Origin of the sequence: Shewanella sp. NKUCC05_KAH, from assembly GCF_019345585.1 — a bacterium.
Taxonomy (GTDB): domain Bacteria; phylum Pseudomonadota; class Gammaproteobacteria; order Enterobacterales; family Shewanellaceae; genus Shewanella; species Shewanella oncorhynchi.
In genome coordinates this window covers 375,115-391,906 of sequence record NZ_JAHKQZ010000002.1, presented here as the reverse complement: position 1 = coordinate 391,906, position 16,792 = coordinate 375,115, and the positions used below count along the sequence as shown (strand labels likewise).

The 16,792-nt window shown below is 45.1% G+C and carries 13 protein-coding genes and 3 tRNA genes; 10 read left to right on the top strand and 6 right to left on the bottom strand.

What is annotated here, in order from left to right:
* Positions 1–33: 33 nt before the first annotated feature.
* Together KO533_RS03625 and KO533_RS03620 are read right to left on the bottom strand one after the other, a co-directional pair.
* Complete coding sequence (locus KO533_RS03625) at positions 34–2,184, bottom strand: MtrB/PioB family decaheme-associated outer membrane protein (RefSeq protein ID WP_219252892.1); 2,151 nt, start codon at positions 2,182–2,184, stop codon at positions 34–36.
* A 13-nt stretch (positions 2,185–2,197) separates the two neighbouring features.
* Positions 2,198–3,157, bottom strand: a complete 960-nt coding sequence (locus KO533_RS03620) for a DmsE family decaheme c-type cytochrome (RefSeq protein ID WP_219252890.1) — start codon at positions 3,155–3,157, stop codon at positions 2,198–2,200.
* A gap of 440 nt (positions 3,158–3,597) precedes the next feature.
* Here KO533_RS03620 and KO533_RS03615 point away from each other — a divergent pair, with 440 nt between their 5' ends.
* The 3 genes from KO533_RS03615 (at position 3,598) to glnS (ending at position 8,011) form a co-directional block, all read left to right on the top strand.
* Positions 3,598–3,837, top strand: coding sequence for a FeoA family protein (locus KO533_RS03615; RefSeq protein WP_028760477.1), 240 nt, complete (start codon positions 3,598–3,600; stop codon positions 3,835–3,837).
* The gene (gene feoB / locus KO533_RS03610) at positions 3,830–6,124 is read left to right on the top strand and encodes a Fe(2+) transporter permease subunit FeoB (RefSeq protein WP_219252888.1); all 2,295 of its coding nucleotides are present in this window, start codon (positions 3,830–3,832) and stop codon (positions 6,122–6,124) included. The genes KO533_RS03615 and feoB overlap by 8 nt, the downstream gene beginning before the upstream one ends.
* A gap of 216 nt (positions 6,125–6,340) precedes the next feature.
* Entirely contained in the window at positions 6,341–8,011 is a 1,671-nt protein-coding gene (gene glnS / locus KO533_RS03605) for a glutamine--tRNA ligase (RefSeq protein ID WP_219252886.1), read from the top strand.
* 179 nt (positions 8,012–8,190) lie between these two features.
* Here the strand turns inward: glnS and KO533_RS03600 are convergent, their stop codons facing one another.
* Positions 8,191–8,787, bottom strand: coding sequence for a Yip1 family protein (locus KO533_RS03600; protein ID WP_105252940.1), 597 nt, complete (start codon positions 8,785–8,787; stop codon positions 8,191–8,193).
* 283 nt (positions 8,788–9,070) lie between these two features.
* Here KO533_RS03600 and miaE point away from each other — a divergent pair, with 283 nt between their 5' ends.
* A complete protein-coding gene (gene miaE / locus KO533_RS03595) occupies positions 9,071–9,841 on the top strand; it encodes a tRNA isopentenyl-2-thiomethyl-A-37 hydroxylase MiaE (protein WP_113938855.1) in 771 nt (256 codons plus the stop codon).
* 166 nt (positions 9,842–10,007) lie between these two features.
* Here the strand turns inward: miaE and KO533_RS03590 are convergent, their stop codons facing one another.
* Positions 10,008–10,733 carry a UDP-2,3-diacylglucosamine diphosphatase gene (locus tag KO533_RS03590; protein WP_105252938.1) on the bottom strand — a complete coding sequence of 242 codons (726 nt, stop codon included), beginning with the start codon at positions 10,731–10,733 and terminating at the stop codon, positions 10,008–10,010.
* An 8-nt stretch (positions 10,734–10,741) separates the two neighbouring features.
* Positions 10,742–11,236, bottom strand: a complete 495-nt coding sequence (locus KO533_RS03585) for a peptidylprolyl isomerase (RefSeq protein WP_105252937.1) — start codon at positions 11,234–11,236, stop codon at positions 10,742–10,744.
* Positions 11,237–11,376: 140 nt separating this feature from the next.
* Between KO533_RS03585 and cysS the strand changes: the two genes are divergently transcribed.
* Complete coding sequence (cysS, locus tag KO533_RS03580) at positions 11,377–12,756, top strand: cysteine--tRNA ligase (protein WP_105252936.1); 1,380 nt, start codon at positions 11,377–11,379, stop codon at positions 12,754–12,756.
* A gap of 148 nt (positions 12,757–12,904) precedes the next feature.
* Here cysS and folD read toward each other — a convergent pair whose 3' ends face one another.
* The gene (gene folD, locus KO533_RS03575; RefSeq protein WP_014610292.1) at positions 12,905–13,759 is read right to left on the bottom strand and encodes a bifunctional methylenetetrahydrofolate dehydrogenase/methenyltetrahydrofolate cyclohydrolase FolD; all 855 of its coding nucleotides are present in this window, start codon (positions 13,757–13,759) and stop codon (positions 12,905–12,907) included.
* A gap of 364 nt (positions 13,760–14,123) precedes the next feature.
* On the opposite strand from folD, the gene KO533_RS03570 reads away from it, so the two are divergent.
* The 5 genes from KO533_RS03570 (at position 14,124) to clpP (ending at position 16,743) form a co-directional block, all read left to right on the top strand.
* Positions 14,124–14,200 (top strand) — tRNA-Pro (locus KO533_RS03570).
* Positions 14,201–14,317: 117 nt separating this feature from the next.
* Positions 14,318–14,394: transfer RNA gene (locus KO533_RS03565), tRNA-Arg, on the top strand.
* 9 nt (positions 14,395–14,403) lie between these two features.
* A tRNA-His gene (locus KO533_RS03560) sits at positions 14,404–14,479 on the top strand.
* A 261-nt stretch (positions 14,480–14,740) separates the two neighbouring features.
* Positions 14,741–16,045, top strand: a complete 1,305-nt coding sequence (tig, locus tag KO533_RS03555) for a trigger factor (protein ID WP_028760469.1) — start codon at positions 14,741–14,743, stop codon at positions 16,043–16,045.
* An 89-nt stretch (positions 16,046–16,134) separates the two neighbouring features.
* A complete protein-coding gene (gene clpP, locus KO533_RS03550; protein WP_063883148.1) occupies positions 16,135–16,743 on the top strand; it encodes an ATP-dependent Clp endopeptidase proteolytic subunit ClpP in 609 nt (202 codons plus the stop codon).
* Positions 16,744–16,792: the final 49 nt, after the last annotated feature.

The window sequence follows — 16,792 nt, the reverse complement described above, 5'->3', positions numbered from 1 at the left end:
TTCTATCCTTGGAATGCGCTGTCAGTGCCTAAGTTACATTTGGTAGCTTAAGGTCAAGCCTAAGTAGTGAGCGTTGTAATCGTGGCCCATATCACCAAAACTGAGTACGTTGGGAATCGTGTCCCAGCTTGTGCCTTGGTTTTGCCAGTTAGCATCTTGATATTTTTCGAATAACCAATCGACGCGCAGCGACATACTGTCGGCAAACTTATATTTGGCGTAGGCATTAATATTGTGTTTGCGGGCGTAAAAATCGCCATAGGGACTGGTGATGCCGTAGGTCACTTCTGTATCACTCTGTCCGCCGGAATAGCTGTAATCCAAACCAATATCGAGGTGATGATCGAACAGGTTTTGATAACTAAGCCCTGCACCAATCAAGGTTGATTTTTCCTCGGCAGTGCTGTACCAATCGGGTGTCGAGAAGGAATTACTGCCCGCTTGGTCTGAATCGCGCCAATCTTGGTTAACAAAGGCGGTTAAATTGAGGTCACTGCTCAGCATATATTGGGCTGACAAGTCGTAACCGAGATAGGACACCTGAGTTAGACCTACTAGGGTATGATGATAGTCGTCATCGACACTGTGCAAGCTGGCGCCCAGCGAGAGGCCCATATCAGTTTGATAATCCGTGTGTAAGGTGACTTTCTGTCTTTTTCTATCGGCAAGGTAGGATTTACGTAGCCAAGGATTACTTGAACTTTGAGTGGTTGCGACGGGATGATATTCACTGCCATCTCGCTCTAGTGCTTCTCCTTTCAACCAAGCTGACCATGCGGGCGAATAGCGATAACTTAGTTTAGCAAACACGCCGGACTCGTCGACGGATTGGCGGTCGAGTTCGGCATAATCGTTTTCATTATGGCTGTAACCCGCTTCGGCATAAGCCGCTGAGGTAAAACGGTATTTGCTTTTAAGTTCGAGTTTTTTGGTGCGCTTATCATAAAGGCTATTTTGGGCTGTGCTTTGATTAATACTGTCGGTGACGATCTGCGGAAAGTCTAATTGAGCCGTTTTGTTATCTCTGTCTTGATAGTTGTAACTTGCCTGCATGCTTAAATCTTGGCTGATCCGTCCTGAATATTTAAGGTCCATCTCTACAATATCGACTTGGCCATTTAAGGTATCCGCAGGCAGGACGGGCGATGGGCCATTGATGGTGGCAGGAATAAAGGTGTCATCTTGGGTCATGCGGCTAAAGCCTGCGTGCATCAATATATTTTGACCATTTGCCCCCCCTGAGGCTTCTGCGGCAACTCGGTAGGCTTTATTGTCGGGGTCGACCGCATTCTGACCTAGGTATGCTGCACCAAAGGTGGGAGTGTAGGCAGACTGCCACAGCATGGCTTGGTGATCATTTTTATATTGGCTGATTTGGCTATTGATGCCTGCTTGCCAGCCTGAACCGTTAAAATAAACTCTCGCATCGACTTCATCAGTACTGTCATCAATTGGTTGGGCTAGCATAACGCTATTGGTGAGTATATTGGCGCTGGTCTTTTTGGCGCCGCTGCGGTCTTCATGCTGATAGTTTAGCGAGGCTTTGTAGTGACTGTTATTGTCACCTTCAGGTGATATTTTACCCGCGTAGTAACCACCGATACTAAAGCGATCACGTTGAATACTTAAATCTTGGCTAACAAGGCTGCTCTGTAACATAGGCATAGATTGCGTTGTGCCGCCTGTTATCCAGTTATCGGGCAATAACATTTTATCTTGCACTGAGGTATAGGGGCTTTTGAGTTGATTATGGTTATAGTTTGCTAAGCCTCTATAACCCAAGTTGATTTGATAGTTTCCCGGCCTTCCTGTTGTGAGCTTGGCTGAGCCCGCATCAAAACCTAACTTATCCGCGACCAGCTCGGTTTGATAACCCGACGGTGTTTTGTACACCATATCCGCACCGACGGCGCCAACGAGACCCTCGTTATCTGTCCCAGTGCTGTTACCGAAACGGCTGTCCTCACTATCGTTGTAAGCGAGGCTGGCACTGACATTGCCAATATCCCCTGTCTTAGGTTGGCATTGCTTACAGCTCCATGCCTCTGTCTTTATGCTACTTCGATTCGCTTCTTGCAGCTCATAACCTTCGGCGTGTGCTTGAGTCAAAACACCGCTTATCGCCCAAGCTAGCAAAGTGAGGGAGAAATAAGCGCTAGGGTGAGACATTTTAGCTGTTCGCATGATCATTCCCTTGTTATCTCTGTAGTAATTTGCCAGAAGGATGGTTAGATCCATGCACTTGTCCATGACAATTCATACAGGAATTACCAGAAGTGAAGGCATTGGTTTGATTGCCAAAATAGGCATTACTGCTATGGCCATCCGAAGCGTGGCACTGCTGACACAGTTGTGGCGGTTTGCTGATCAGCATGGCTTCGTTCACGCTGCCGTGGGGATTATGGCAATTAGCGCAGTTGTCGGTGACGGGGGCATGTTCCCACAGTTTAGGGCCGCGTTTTTCGGCATGACAGCTATAGCAATTTTCATTAACACTCATTTGCTTCAAGCTTGAATCGTTTAAACTGCCGTGGGGATTATGGCAGTCACTGCACACCATTTGTTGCCACTGTAATGGATGCGCCGAGCGCTTGTGCATATCGGCTTTTTGTTGGGTATGGCACTGGGTACAAATGGTGACTTCATTGGCTTTATCGCTGATAGGATCTTTTGCGGCATGCACTTGATGGCAGCTGCTACAGGCGACATCGGCGTTATCGTGGTGATTGCCTTTCCATGCAGTACGTTGACTGTCATTGTGGCAACTCATGCAGACACTGTTTTGCTTTTGCGCGGGAACAGGGGAGTTCGCGCCAAAGGTGATCATCGGCTCTTTGCCACCTTTATTATGATTCCCCAACGGGCCGTGGCAGGCTTCGCACTGCAAATCGGCCATGGGTGAACCTTTCACATTTGGGTTGCCATGAACCCCCTCAAATATTGCCATCACCACGGCACTTTTTTTGTGGCACATCAGGCAAGTATCAGCGCCTTTAGTGGAATACTTACCTTCGGCGAATTTTTTGTCTAATGTCGCAACAACTTCTTCTGGTTTTTTGTCATCCCAAGGGGTCGCTGAGGCCGAAACGCTTGCGATTGATAACAAAATACATAGCATAGCCTTAGCTATGCTTCTGAACTTTAGCCCTATTTCCATGGTTATGTTTTCCCGAGTGCATTTATATTTGTTATTTTTACGCTTTCGACATTGCTAATTTAGCTTATTGAACTCGGTTAATATTAGAACAAGTGTGTGACACGTGCTTAACATTGCGTGGTCTTTTCACTGTAAAGAGGGATGATTTTACAGGCGATATAGATTAAGTGTGATTTTGATCACACTTGCTTCGGGTGGGATTTGTTTACAGCGTTTTGACTTCTGTGCATCGCTTGATAGTCACTAATGCTAAGGTGCGGATTTTTATTTTCGGTTGGTCGTTTATTCATTGGAATTTTTATCACATAATACCCAACACAATTGAAAACTATTATCGTTACCAATCAAAAATCTTGATCTAGGTAAAGTTATTAGTGTCATCGCTCGGTTACAATGGGCGCAGTTTTTCGAGCTGAACCTGTTGCAAGGTGGAATACGTAATGAAGTTAAGCGAACTCAGTCCCGGCGATCGCGGTCTTATTTCTGAAGTGGGGCGTTTGGCGCTGCCACAAACCGTGAAGCGCAAGTTGTTGTCCATGGGGATCACGCCAAATACGCGTTTTTTATTGATCCGATACGCACCTATGGGTTCTGGTCTCGAACTGGATATTCGTGGTAGTAAACTTTGTATGCGCAGAGATTTGGCAGACATCATTGAGGTGGAAAAGACGAATGGCTAAGCAGTTTCATTGCGTCACAGTAGGAAACCCTAACGCGGGTAAATCTACACTCTTTAACGCGCTAACAGGCGCAAATCAGCAAGTGGGTAACTGGTCTGGTGTTACGGTCGAAAAAAAGACTGGTCATTTCACCTTAAACGGTGCTGACGTCTATCTGACAGACTTACCGGGTATTTACGACCTTCTCCCTGCGGGCAATAGTTGCGATTGTTCACTTGATGAGCAAATTGCGCAGCAATACCTTGCCGAGCAACGTGTCGATGGCATTATCAATTTAGTCGATGCCACTAATATCGAACGTCACTTATATCTCACGGCCCAATTGCGTGAACTCGCTATCCCTATGGTAGTGGTGCTGAATAAAATTGATTCGGCTGTCAAACGTGGGATTAAAGTCGATTTAAAGAAAATGAGCCAAGAGCTGGGTTGCCCTGTGATTGGCGTGTGTTCGCGAGATCCTGCCGATGTCGCTAAAGTTCAGGCACAAGTACTCGATTTACTTCAAGGCCGAGTCTCAGAAGCCCCATTAGTGCTTCATTATGATGAACAAATTGAAGCGGGCGTGCAGTTACTTTGCAGCAAAGATGCCCAATTAAGTCGCGGCCGCGCTTTGGCTATGCTAGGTAATGGTTCGGGTTGTGGTAGCTGTAAAAATGCTGAACTGCAGGATGAAGTGAATTCCTGTACTCAGATTATCGCTCAGCAAGGCCATGATATTGAAGTGATGGTGGCGACCACGCGCTTTAATTTCGTTGAACAAGTTTTTCAAGGTTCAGTGAAAGAGTCAGGGTTCCTCACCCTCAGTGACAAATTAGATAAACTCGTCTTACATCCTGTGCTTGGCATTCCTGTGTTCTTGTTTGTGATGTATTTGATGTTTATGTTCAGCATTAATATTGGCAGTGCTTTTATTGATTTCTTTGATGTTTTTGCTGGCGCATTGTTTGTCGATCACTTCGGTTCATTCTTGACGAGCATGGGCTCTCCGGCTTGGTTGGTCACTATCTTAGCGGGCGGTGTCGGCCAAGGCATTCAAACCGTATCAACCTTTATTCCTGTTATTGCGGCGCTTTTCCTCGGTTTGTCGATCCTCGAAAGTTCTGGCTACATGGCGCGCGCTGCATTTGTGGTTGACGGTTTAATGCGTCGTATTGGCCTGCCTGGTAAAGCATTCGTTCCTATGATTGTCGGTTTTGGTTGTTCTGTGCCTGCAATTATGGCGACGCGAACCTTAGGCAGTGAGCGTGAGCGTATTGTGACAGGGATGATGGCACCATTTATGTCCTGTGGTGCACGTCTTCCGGTTTATGCACTATTTGCGGCTGCTTTCTTCCCCGATTCAGGTCAGAATTTAGTCTTCTTGCTGTATATTATTGGTATCTTTGCCGCTATCGGTACGGGTTTATTACTCAGAAGCACTTTATTACCCGGCAGCAGCAGTGCTGTGGTGATGGAGCTACCAAGTTATGAACTACCTAAGCTGAAAGCTGTTATGGTTCGTACAGGTAAACGCACTAAGAGTTTTATTTTAGGCGCAGGTAAAACGATTGTTCTGGTCGTGACCTTATTGAACTTTATCAATGCCATAGGTGCTGATGGCACATTTGGCCATGAAGATAGCCAAGCATCTTTGCTGAGTGTCGCGAGTCAAAAAATCACGCCTATCTTCTCGCCTATGGGCATAGAGCAGGATAACTGGCCTGCAACCGTCGGTATTATCACGGGTATTTTCGCCAAAGAAGCGGTTGTTGGTACCTTAAACAGTCTATACAGTAGCGCGGCGCCGACAGATGAAGAGCTTGCACCATTGAGCGAAAGCTTTAATGCGGCTCTGGCAACGATTCCAGCTAACTTGTTTGGTTTAGATCTTGAAGATCCGCTTAAACTGTCGGTCGGTGATTTAACCAATAAAGAAACCGTGGCTGAAGAACAAGGTGTTGCGACATCGACGTTTGGTGCTTTACAAGCAGGTTTTAGTGGTAAAGTTGCGGCTTTCTCCTACTTGCTGTTTATCTTACTTTATACTCCTTGTGTTGCGGCAATGGGCGCCTTAGTGCATGAGTTTGGTTCTCGGTGGGCGACGTTTGCGGCAACGTGGACTTTCTCACTGGCTTATGGTTCTGCAACGGTAGTTTATCAAGCCGCTACCTTTACGCAGCACCCAGTTCAATCAAGTCTGTGGATTGGTTTCTTCTTGTTTGCATTAGCCGCTTTTTATCTGTGGTTGAAACGTAAAGGTAAAAGAAGCCAGCAGATTATTCCTGGGATCCGCATTATCACCGAGTAAGATTTACTGAGTCGGCGTGACTGAATAATAAATGTCAGCTTAGTTAGATCAAAGATAAAAGCAGCTTTCATGGCTGCTTTTATTGTTTTACTATCGCGGTTATAACCCCAGACAGTCAAAAACCAGAGTTTTTAACCCTAGGCATTGTAACTAGTGGTGATCTGTAGGATCATGCTGGTTTTCTTAAAATTGCCATTGTTCGCAAAGAGGAATTCCATGAGTCATGTGGACACTGAAGTACGTCCGAGTAACTTTATTCGTAATATCATAGATGAAGATTTACAAAGCGGTAAGCACACGAGTGTACAGACTCGTTTCCCGCCGGAACCGAATGGCTATCTTCATATTGGTCATGCTAAATCTATCTGCTTAAATTTTGGGATAGCGCGAGACTATAACGGTCTGTGTAATTTACGTTTTGACGATACTAATCCTGAAAAAGAAGACATTGATTATGTGAATTCTATTCAGGCGGATGTGCGTTGGCTTGGATTCCAGTGGGATGGTGACGTTCGCTATTCATCAAACTATTTTGATCAGTTACATCAATATGCGGTTGAACTGATTAATAAAGGTTTGGCTTATGTGTGTTTTTTGAATGCAGATGAAACCCGTGAATACCGTGGTACGTTAAAAGAGCCAGGTAAAAACAGTCCTTTCCGCGACACATCAGTCGAAGAAAACCTCGCCTTATTCGCTAAGATGCGCGACGGTGGTTTTAAAGAAGGCGAGTGCGCATTGCGTGCCAAAATTGATATGGCATCGCCATTCATGTGTATGCGCGATCCTATCATCTACCGTATTCGTTTTGCCCATCATCATCAAACAGGTGACAAGTGGTGCATTTACCCAATGTACGACTTCACGCACTGTATTTCTGATGCGTTAGAACATATTACCCACTCTTTATGTACATTAGAGTTCCAAGACAACCGTCGTTTATACGATTGGGTGTTGGATAATTTGAACGATTTTCAAGCGCCGAATCGTACTCGTCAATACGAGTTTTCCCGCTTAAATCTCGAATATACCTTGATGTCTAAACGTAAGCTGAACGACCTTGTGACCCGTAAACTCGTGTCAGGTTGGGATGATCCACGTATGCCAACGATTGCAGGCTTACGTCGTCGTGGTTATACACCGGCTTCAATTCGTGAGTTCTGCCAACGTATCGGTGTGACTAAGCAAGAGAATATGATTGAAGTCGGCATGTTAGATGCGTGTATTCGTGAAGAATTGAACGAACATGCACCGCGTGCGATGGCCGTATTGCGTCCATTGAAAGTCATCATTGAAAACTATGCTGAAGGTGAACTTGAGTACATTCAAGCGGCCGCTCATCCAAATGATGAGAGCATGGGGACGCGTGAATTAGCCTTTGGCCGAGAAATATTGATTGATGTGGCTGACTTTAAAGAAGAAGCCAACAAACAATACAAACGCTTAGTTACAGGTAAAGAAGTGCGTTTACGTAATGCTTATGTGATTAAAGCTGAACGTTGTGACAAAGACAGCGAAGGTAATATCACGACGGTTTACTGTACTTATGATCCTGAAACTTTAGGTAAAAACCCTGCTGATGGCCGTAAAGTTAAAGGCGTGATCCATTGGGTTGAGGCATCTACAGCCAAGCCTGCTGAATTCCGTCTCTATCAGCGTTTATTTACCGATCCTAATCCTGCTGCGGCAGAGACTGTGGATGAGGTGTTGAACCCTGAATCATTGATCGTTGTACAAGGTTTTGCAGAAGCAAGCTTAGTGAATGCACCTGCGGAACAAGCCTATCAGTTTGAGCGTGAAGGCTATTTCTGCGCTGACAGCAAAGATTCATCGTCGGATAATTTAGTGTTTAACTTAACCGTAGCGCTGCGTGATTCTTTCGAGTGATTTTGCTTAAGTGGAGCTGTTTGACTGAATGAGTCAAACTGATCTGTTAACTCGCTCAGAGCGTTAATTCAACTCAAAAAAGAAGGCCTTTGCGGCCTTCTTTTTTATTTTCTGCTACAAATCAATTGCGACGCAGAGCTTGAGTTGCTGTTGATTAAATTTGTGATGAATTAAAATGGTTATTGGTACATAGGACCAAAGCCTAAGCTCCATAAAATGACACTAGTTGCCATTAGCCCCACCAAGAGTACTAAGCCTGCAGTCACCATAGAGCTGGCATAGATAAAACCTTTCTCTTCAGGGATATTCATAATGATAGGCACCCCCGCGTACAGTAAATAGACTGAGTAGGCTAAACCAATCAACCCCACTATCATGATAAACCATAGCACTGGATATAATGCGGCTAAACCGACCATAAACAACGGGGTTGCAGTGTAGGACGCGAGCTCTAATGCTTGGGTGTAAGTTGGGTTAGCATCGAAGGTTTTTGCCATCCAATAGGCTAAATAGGCAAGGGCGAATACGCCTGCAATTAGGCCTAAATACATGCCTGCGGACATAAACAGGGCACTTTGTGGTGTAAGGTAAATAGGATCGCCAGCGCCAGGATTCCAGCCAATGTAAGCCGTAGCTATATAGCTGCACACCGCCGGAATTAAGGCGATAAGTACTACATGGCTTAAGCTACTTTTCAGTGCCTCATGGTTTTTTTCAATTGTTTGCCACTCTTGTTTTGGATGAGTGTATAGCCCCATTAAGTGATTCAGTATCATTATAATTATCCTTGTTCAGCATTGATGAATGGCTCGCCAAACGTCAGACGAGCTGATAACAGCTCTACAATCGAGGTTAAAATGGTGTCCTGTCTCTTTATCCATCGATTGGTTACACATAGAGAAGTGAGAGGCTGTGTGATCAGGATCTCAGTTCTTTAGAGTGTAGATTATTTATTGAACAAAAAGTTCAGCGCGTCAAGTTTACTTAAGCCTAATGCTATAGCTTATGAGTAAATATGCGTAAAATAGCGTGATATTCAGAATGATATTGAGTGAGTCCATGCTGCAACTTCTTGCCCCCATCCACGCATTTCTTCACTGTGAAACACCGCAAACTTGGATTGATGTCGCGATAAAATCAGATTCCTTGGATGAGTTGCTGATCGACCATTGTAACTGTGAGTTAAAAGCCGCTCAGACAGCGATTTTTTTGCTACGAAAATATGCGTTAGATAAAGACAGTGGTCGAACCCTGTTGGCGTGGGCGAAACCCTATGAAGAGTTTATTTATTCGCAAGAACATGATGTGGAAAGTTTTTTAGCCCGGGATGTGAAAAAGAATGAGTTGGTAACTGACCTTATACCTAAGCCCAACTTTAAGTTTGCTGCGAATTTAGTTTCACCTTTAATCCGCTTGATTAAAGAAGAGTTTCATCATTTTGAACAAGTATTGGATTTAATGCACAAGCGCAGTATTGATTACCGCAATATTCGCGCGGGGCGTTATGCCAAGGGCATGATGAGTCATGTGACAACCCATGAGAAAGATATTTTGCGGGATAAGTTGATTGTAGGGGCATATATTGAGGCTCGCTCGTGCGAGCGCTTCGCTAAACTCGCGCCTTATTTAGACGGTGAGTTGAGTAAGTTTTATGTGTCACTGCTGCGTTCTGAAGCTCGACATTATCAAGATTATCTTGCGTTAGCTCAGTTGGTTTCACCTGAGGATATTAGCGAGCGAGTGAAGTACTTTGGCGAGTTAGAAGCTGAGTTGATTTTGGCGCAGGATGATGAGTTTCGTTTCCACAGTGGGTCGCCTCTATTAAATTAATTTGAACGGCTTTGCTTCCCCAAACGAGTAGAGTTAAGTCCATATAGCAGAAACGATTAACGGTTCGAAAAACCGTTAATCACAGTATTTTCAAGCTATTAAAGCTAAAAATTTAAGCTATTTAAGCTTGAGTAACGCTAAATGAGGCCTACTTAAGCCAATGCCTTTAGGTCATCATCGGGTCGAAGGGTAAGGACTGTAAATTAATCCCTTCAGCGCTCACACTGAGCACACTGCCTTGTTCATACCAATCGCCAACCACTATACGCTTACAGCCATTAGCAAGTTGATGAATGGCTGGTCTGTGGGTATGACCGTGGATCATATGCTTAGTGTGTGTCTTGGCAAATAACACATCGACCGCATTGGGCTCTACATCCATGATAGTGTAGCTTTTTTGCTTATTGCTGTTCTTGCTCTTGCTGCGAATTTTATCAGCAATGCCCTGACGGGTTTTCTTGGATAAACAACCATACAGCCAACGAGACAGCGATAAACTGCGCAGTTTTCGAAAGCGTTGGTAGGCCTTATCTAAAGTACATAAGCTGTCGCCGTGCAAAATTACAGTGTCGACACCGTATAAATTGAGGCGAGTGACTTCGGGTAAAATTTGCATGCCTGCGGCGCGCGCAAATTGTTTGCCTAGCATGAAGTCACGGTTACCATGGATAAAATACACGGGCAACTTTTGTGATACTTGCTTGAGTTTTTCGGCGATGTCGAGGGCAAAAGGCAAGGCAATATCATCACCAACCCAGACTTCAAACAAATCGCCTAGGATATAAAGGGCGTCGGCATCATCGAGTTCAGTGTCGAGAAAGCGAGTGAACGCTTGGGTGATATCAAGGCGATCTGCACTCAGGTGTAGATCGCCTATAAATAGAGTTCGCATTCGCCGTATTATGCCGCGACGCTGACTTTTTCAATCACAATGGCTTCTAATGGCACATCTTGATGCATACCACGGTTGCCTGTGCTAACGGCTTTGATTTTTTCGATAACATCCATGCCTTCAACGATTTCGCCGAATACGCAGTAGCCCCAGCCCTGTGAGGTTTCTGATTTAAAGTCGAGGAAAGTGTTATCGTTCACGTTAATGAAGAACTGCGCAGTAGCTGAATGTGGATCTGAAGTACGCGCCATCGCGACAGTACCAGTACGGTTTGATAAACCGTTATTGGCTTCGTTCTTCACTGGCTCGTTACAACGCTTTTGGCTCATGTCTTCGTTGAAGCCACCACCTTGGATCATGAAACCGTCTATCACACGGTGGAAGATAGTGCCGTCGAAGAAACCTTCGTCAACATATTTCATGAAGTTTGCTACTGTTAACGGCGCTTTTTCAGCGTTCAGCTGCAGTTTAATGTCGCCCAAATTAGTGTGTAATGTGATCATGTTTTCATACTCTGTGTAAATAGTGGCGCGATTCTAACTTATCTCGGATTGCGCGCAAAGTGCAGTATTCAAAACCTGTCAGGCCGTGATAGACTGACTCCTTGATTTTACACCTGAATGTATCATTGAAGAGAATATCGATGTTGAAGATTTACAACAGTATTACCCGCCAAAAACAGGAATTTAAGCCAATTAATCCCGGGAAAATTGGGATGTACGTGTGTGGTGTGACCATATACGATCTCTGTCATATTGGTCATGGCCGTACTTTTGTTTCCTTCGACATGATAGTGCGCTACCTGCGTTACGCGGGTTATGAAGTGAATTTTCAGCGCAATATTACTGATGTTGATGACAAAATCATCAAGCGCGCTAACGAGAATAACGAAAGCTGTGAAGCCTTAACCGAGCGTCTTATTGGTGAAATGCACCAAGACTTCGATGCCTTAAATATGTTGCGCCCCGATTTTGAACCGCGCGCGACCCTTCATATTGCCGAAATCATCGACATGGTTGAGTTATTACTCGCCCGTGGCCATGCCTATGTGGCGAGCGATGGTGATGTGCTTTTCAGCGTGGCCTCATATCCTGATTATGGCCGTTTATCGGGCCAGAATTTAGATCAACTGCAAGCCGGTGCTCGGGTTGAAGTGGACGAAACCAAGCAAAATCCAATGGATTTTGTGTTGTGGAAAATGTCGAAACCTGGCGAACCAACGTGGGAATCCCCATGGGGACCGGGTCGTCCTGGCTGGCATATCGAATGTTCGGCCATGAACAGCAAACATTTAGGTCTGCATTTTGATATTCATGGCGGCGGCTCTGACTTACAGTTCCCACATCATGAGAATGAAATCGCCCAGTCTTGCTGTGCCCATGACACACCATACGTCAACTATTGGATGCACACTGGCATGGTGATGGTTGACCGTGAAAAGATGTCTAAGTCCTTAGGCAACTTCTTCACCATTCGAGATGTGCTTGGTCACTATGATGCTGAAACTGTGCGTTATTTCTTATTATCTGGCCATTATCGTAGCCAACTGAACTATTCAGAAGATAACTTGAAACAAGCGCGTTCAGCCTTAGAGCGTTTGTATACCGCTATTAAAGATGTCGACTTGACTGTCGTTGCGGCGCCTGCAGAAGAGTTTATTGCCAAGTTTAAAGCGGCGATGGATGATGACTTTAATACACCTGAAGCCTATTCCGTTCTATTTGATATGGTGCGTGAGATCAATCGGTTAAAACTGACTGATATGGCACAGGCATCGGCATTAGCGGTCACCTTGAAGCAATTAGCGGATGTGTTAGGTCTATTAAGCCAAGAGCCAGAGGCCTTCTTTCAAGGCGGCGGTAGTGACGATGAAGTGGCCGAAATCGAAGCCTTAATTGTTGAACGTAACCGTGCTCGTACCGAAAAGGATTGGGCTGCTGCGGATGTGGCGCGTAATCGTTTAGATATTTTGGGCGTTGTGCTTGAAGATGGTCCAAGTGGCACCACTTGGCGTAAGAAATAAGCTTATTCGCTATATTTTTAATTCAAGAAAATCTTCAGCAAATAAAAAACCTGCATCATGCAGGTTTTTTTATGCTTGCTAGAACCTAGAACCTAGAACCTAGAACCTAGAACCTAGAACCTAGAACCTAGAACCTAGAACCTAGAACCTAGTCATGATACTGCTCGGCGGCATATAAGGTGTTTTCTAATAGGCTTGCAATCGTCATCGGGCCGACACCGCCGGGGACTGGAGTGATAAAGCTGGCATTTTGCGCAGCAATGTCATATTGCACATCGCCGACTAAGGTGCCGTTATCTAAACGGTTAATACCCACATCTATTACAATCGCGCCAGGCTTGATCCACTCGCCAGGAATAAAGCCGGGTTTACCCACTGCAACGACCACGAGATCTGCCTGACGGATTTTTTGTTCGAGATTCTTAGTGAAGCGGTGGCAAGTAGTGGTGGTGCAGCCAGCAAGCAGCAACTCTAAGGTCATTGGGCGGCCGACAATATTCGATGCGCCAACCACAACAGCATCTAAACCATAGGTATCAACGCCGGTGGATTTGATGAGTGTCATTATGCCCATTGGGGTACAAGAGCGCAGCACCGGAATACGCTGGGCTAAACGGCCGACGTTGTACGGGTGAAATCCATCGACGTCTTTATCTGGGCGGATACGCTCGATGACTTTTGAGTCTTCGATATGCGCGGGTAATGGCAGTTGCACTAAGATGCCATCAATTGTCGGATCATCATTAAGACTATCAATCAGGTTGAGTAATTCATCTTCAGTGCAGTTTGTTTCTAAATCGTATGAACGAGAAATAAATCCAACTTCTTCACAAGCCTTACGTTTACTGCCAACATAAACTTGTGATGCCGGATCGGCTCCCACTAATATTACGGCTAAACCCGGTACGCGCTGTCCAGCCTCTTTGCGGGCGGTGACTTTTTCGCTGAGCTTAGTGCGGATGGATTGAGCAATCGCCTTGCCGTCGATTATTTGGGCTGTCATGGGTGTAGGATATCCTTTATATGGGCGATGGTGAAAACAGTAGTTAACACAGAGATTGGCAATCGTGGCTATTTTAACAGGGCACAGCTACTGTGTCATGGTTAAAGCCGTTGCCAAGTGGATAAAAAAAACCAGATTAGCCTGATAATTCAGCACCTAGAGTCGAACGATAAAAAAATCGTTGACGGGTGTAAAGTGAGGGGATAAGATGCGCTCCGTTCTCAGGCAGATGTGTTCATCTTGCGCTGAAACTTTCATGCAAGACCTTCGGTGATTAGCGTAGTCCGATAGTGCATCCAGATTTTGGATGAGAGCGGGCCAGAGGGAACCCTCTGAGCAGATACCAAGTAAAATGTAAGACCTTCGGTGATTAGCGCAGTCCGGTAGCGCATCTGGTTTGGGACCAGAGGGTCAGAGGTTCGAATCCTCTATCACCGACCACTTTGTTATCGTTTGCTTCAATGAATTCAAAGATAATTTGGACTCAAATAGGCGAGTGATAGGGTTAGCATAAATGCTTTCCAAATCGGTTAGGATACAGAAAATTCTGTAAACCATGCGCCCGTAGCTCAGTTGGATAGAGCACCCGCCTTCTAAGCGGGTGGTCGCAGGTTCGAATCCTGCCGGGCGTACCAGTTTCAGTGGTGATTGTAGCTCAGTTGGTAGAGTCCCGGATTGTGATTCCGGTTGTCGTGGGTTCGAGCCCCATCAGTCACCCCATTTTTAGTACTTTGAGTACAAATTAAAAAAAGCGACCTTGTGTCGCTTTTTTTATACCCCAGATTCGGCTGTTGAGGCTCGACTCTGCAGAAAACGGTGGCTATAATGTCGCGTCTTGATAGATATCAACTATGAGCGACCTGTGCCTAAAGCCAGTTGTGGTGGGCATTGTAGTCAAATTTAATGATCAAGAAACGAATACCTGAATAGTTGATGAATCGGCTATTACAAAGGACGTTAGACAAATTTCGAGGTAAAACAATGCAAGTTTCTGTTGAAGCAACCCAAGGCCTAGAGCGTCGCCTGACCATTTCTGTTCCTGCTGAACAAATTGAAAAGCTGGTTAAAGACAGTTTACAACGTGAAGCTAAGCGTGCTCGTATCCCAGGTTTCCGTCCTGGTAAAGTGCCTGTTACTGTTATAAACAAACGTTACGGCGCAGCGATTCGTCAAGACATCATGGGTGAAGTGATGCAACGTAACTTCATCGAAGCAATTATTGCTGAGAAGTTAAACCCAGCGGGTGCACCGACTTTTGTTCCTGGTTCTACTGATGGCGAAAAATTCGAATTTATCGCTACCTTTGAAATCTATCCAGAAGTTGAGCTGAAAGGCTTAGATGCAATCGAAGTAGAACAACCAAAAGCTGAAGTGACTGACGCTGACGTTGACACTATGATTGAAACCTTACGTAAACAACACGCGACTTTCGCTGCTGTTGAGCGTGAAGCTGCTGATGGCGACAAAGTGAAAATGAACTTTGTTGGCTCAGTTGACGGTGAAGAATTTGAAGGCGGCAAAGCTGATGATTTCGAACTGCAATTAGGTAGCGGCCGTATGATCCCTGGTTTTGAAGCAGGTATCTTAGGTCACAAAGCGGGCGAAGAATTTGTTATCGACGTGAACTTCCCTGAAGAATATCACGCTGAAAACCTGAAAGGTAAAGCGGCTAAGTTTGCGATTACGCTGACAGAAGTGCAAGCGGCTAACCTGCCAGAAGTAAACGATGAGTTTGCTGCTCTGTTTGGTATCAGCGAAGGTGGCTTAGAAGCCCTTAAAACTGAAATCCGTAAAAACATGAACCGTGAACTTGAGCAAGCGTTAAAAGCTAACGTGAAAGAGCAAGTGATCAATGGTCTGTTAGCTAACAACGATATCACTTTGCCAAAAGCATTGATCGATGGCGAAGTTAACGTTTTGCGTCAACAAGCCATGCAACGTTTTGGCGGCCAATCGGCTAACATGCCAGAACTGCCAGCTGAATTGTTCACTGAACAAGCTGCACGTCGTGTTAAAATCGGTCTGCTATTAGGCGAAGTCATCAAGACTAACGAACTGAAAGCGGAAGATGAACGCGTACAAGGCTTGATCGCTTCTATGGCTTCAGCCTACGAAGATCCAAGTGAAGTGGTTGCTTATTACAACAGCAACAAAGAGCTGATGCAAAACATGCGCAACGTTGCTTTAGAAGAGCAAGCGGTTGAAGCACTGTTGAAATCTGCCAAAGTGACCGAAAAACAAGTCGCTTTTGAAGAATTTATGAACAAGGCTACCGGTCGCGCATAAGCTAAGCTTGACTTGATTAGCTGTTCGCCATTTATAATGGCTCGTATGAGGCTCCTCATGCGAGCCATTTTTATTTAGGGAAGTGAATAATGCATAATGCGTCAGACATACAAAGTGCTTTAGTGCCTATGGTGATCGAACAGACTGCTAAGGGTGAACGCTCATACGATATTTATTCTCGTTTGTTGAAAGAGCGGATTATCTTTTTGGTAGGTCAAGTTGAAGAACACATGGCAAACCTTATCGTGGCGCAACTATTATTCTTAGAATCAGAAAGCCCAGATAAAGATATCTTTTTATACATTAACTCTCCAGGTGGCTCAGTCACCGCAGGCATGGCGATTTATGATACCATGCAGTTTATCAAACCGAATGTTAGCACTGTCTGTATCGGCCAAGCCGCTAGTATGGGCGCTTTCTTGTTAGCCGGTGGTGAGAAGGGTAAGCGTCACTGTTTACCAAACTCTCGCGTGATGATCCATCAACCGCTGGGTGGTTTCCAAGGTCAAGCATCAGATATTGCTATTCATGCCAAAGAAATCTTAGGCATTAAAAATAAGCTTAACCTAATGCTCGCTGAACACACAGGTCAACCGCTCGAAGTGATTGAACGCGATACCGATCGTGACAACTTCATGAGTGCAACTCAAGCCGTCGAATATGGCTTAGTTGACTCTGTGATGACGAAACGCGGCTGATTTTTGCTTTTGACTGAGCTATGCTTTGTAAAAGTTAAGCAAATTTAAG

Excerpts from the sequence above, each read along its gene's own strand:
- KO533_RS03625 (WP_219252892.1), bottom strand. The coding sequence starts at position 2,184 with ATGCGAACAGCTAAAATGTCTCACCCTAGCGCTTATTTCTCCCTCACT.
- KO533_RS03620 (WP_219252890.1), bottom strand. The coding sequence starts at position 3,157 with ATGGAAATAGGGCTAAAGTTCAGAAGCATAGCTAAGGCTATGCTATGT.
- KO533_RS03615 (WP_028760477.1), top strand. The coding sequence starts at position 3,598 with ATGAAGTTAAGCGAACTCAGTCCCGGCGATCGCGGTCTTATTTCTGAA.
- feoB (WP_219252888.1), top strand. The coding sequence starts at position 3,830 with ATGGCTAAGCAGTTTCATTGCGTCACAGTAGGAAACCCTAACGCGGGT.
- glnS (WP_219252886.1), top strand. The coding sequence starts at position 6,341 with ATGAGTCATGTGGACACTGAAGTACGTCCGAGTAACTTTATTCGTAAT.
- KO533_RS03600 (WP_105252940.1), bottom strand. The coding sequence starts at position 8,787 with ATGATACTGAATCACTTAATGGGGCTATACACTCATCCAAAACAAGAG.
- miaE (WP_113938855.1), top strand. The coding sequence starts at position 9,071 with ATGCTGCAACTTCTTGCCCCCATCCACGCATTTCTTCACTGTGAAACA.
- KO533_RS03590 (WP_105252938.1), bottom strand. The coding sequence starts at position 10,733 with ATGCGAACTCTATTTATAGGCGATCTACACCTGAGTGCAGATCGCCTT.
- KO533_RS03585 (WP_105252937.1), bottom strand. The coding sequence starts at position 11,236 with ATGATCACATTACACACTAATTTGGGCGACATTAAACTGCAGCTGAAC.
- cysS (WP_105252936.1), top strand. The coding sequence starts at position 11,377 with ATGTTGAAGATTTACAACAGTATTACCCGCCAAAAACAGGAATTTAAG.
- folD (WP_014610292.1), bottom strand. The coding sequence starts at position 13,759 with ATGACAGCCCAAATAATCGACGGCAAGGCGATTGCTCAATCCATCCGC.
- tig (WP_028760469.1), top strand. The coding sequence starts at position 14,741 with ATGCAAGTTTCTGTTGAAGCAACCCAAGGCCTAGAGCGTCGCCTGACC.
- clpP (WP_063883148.1), top strand. The coding sequence starts at position 16,135 with ATGCATAATGCGTCAGACATACAAAGTGCTTTAGTGCCTATGGTGATC.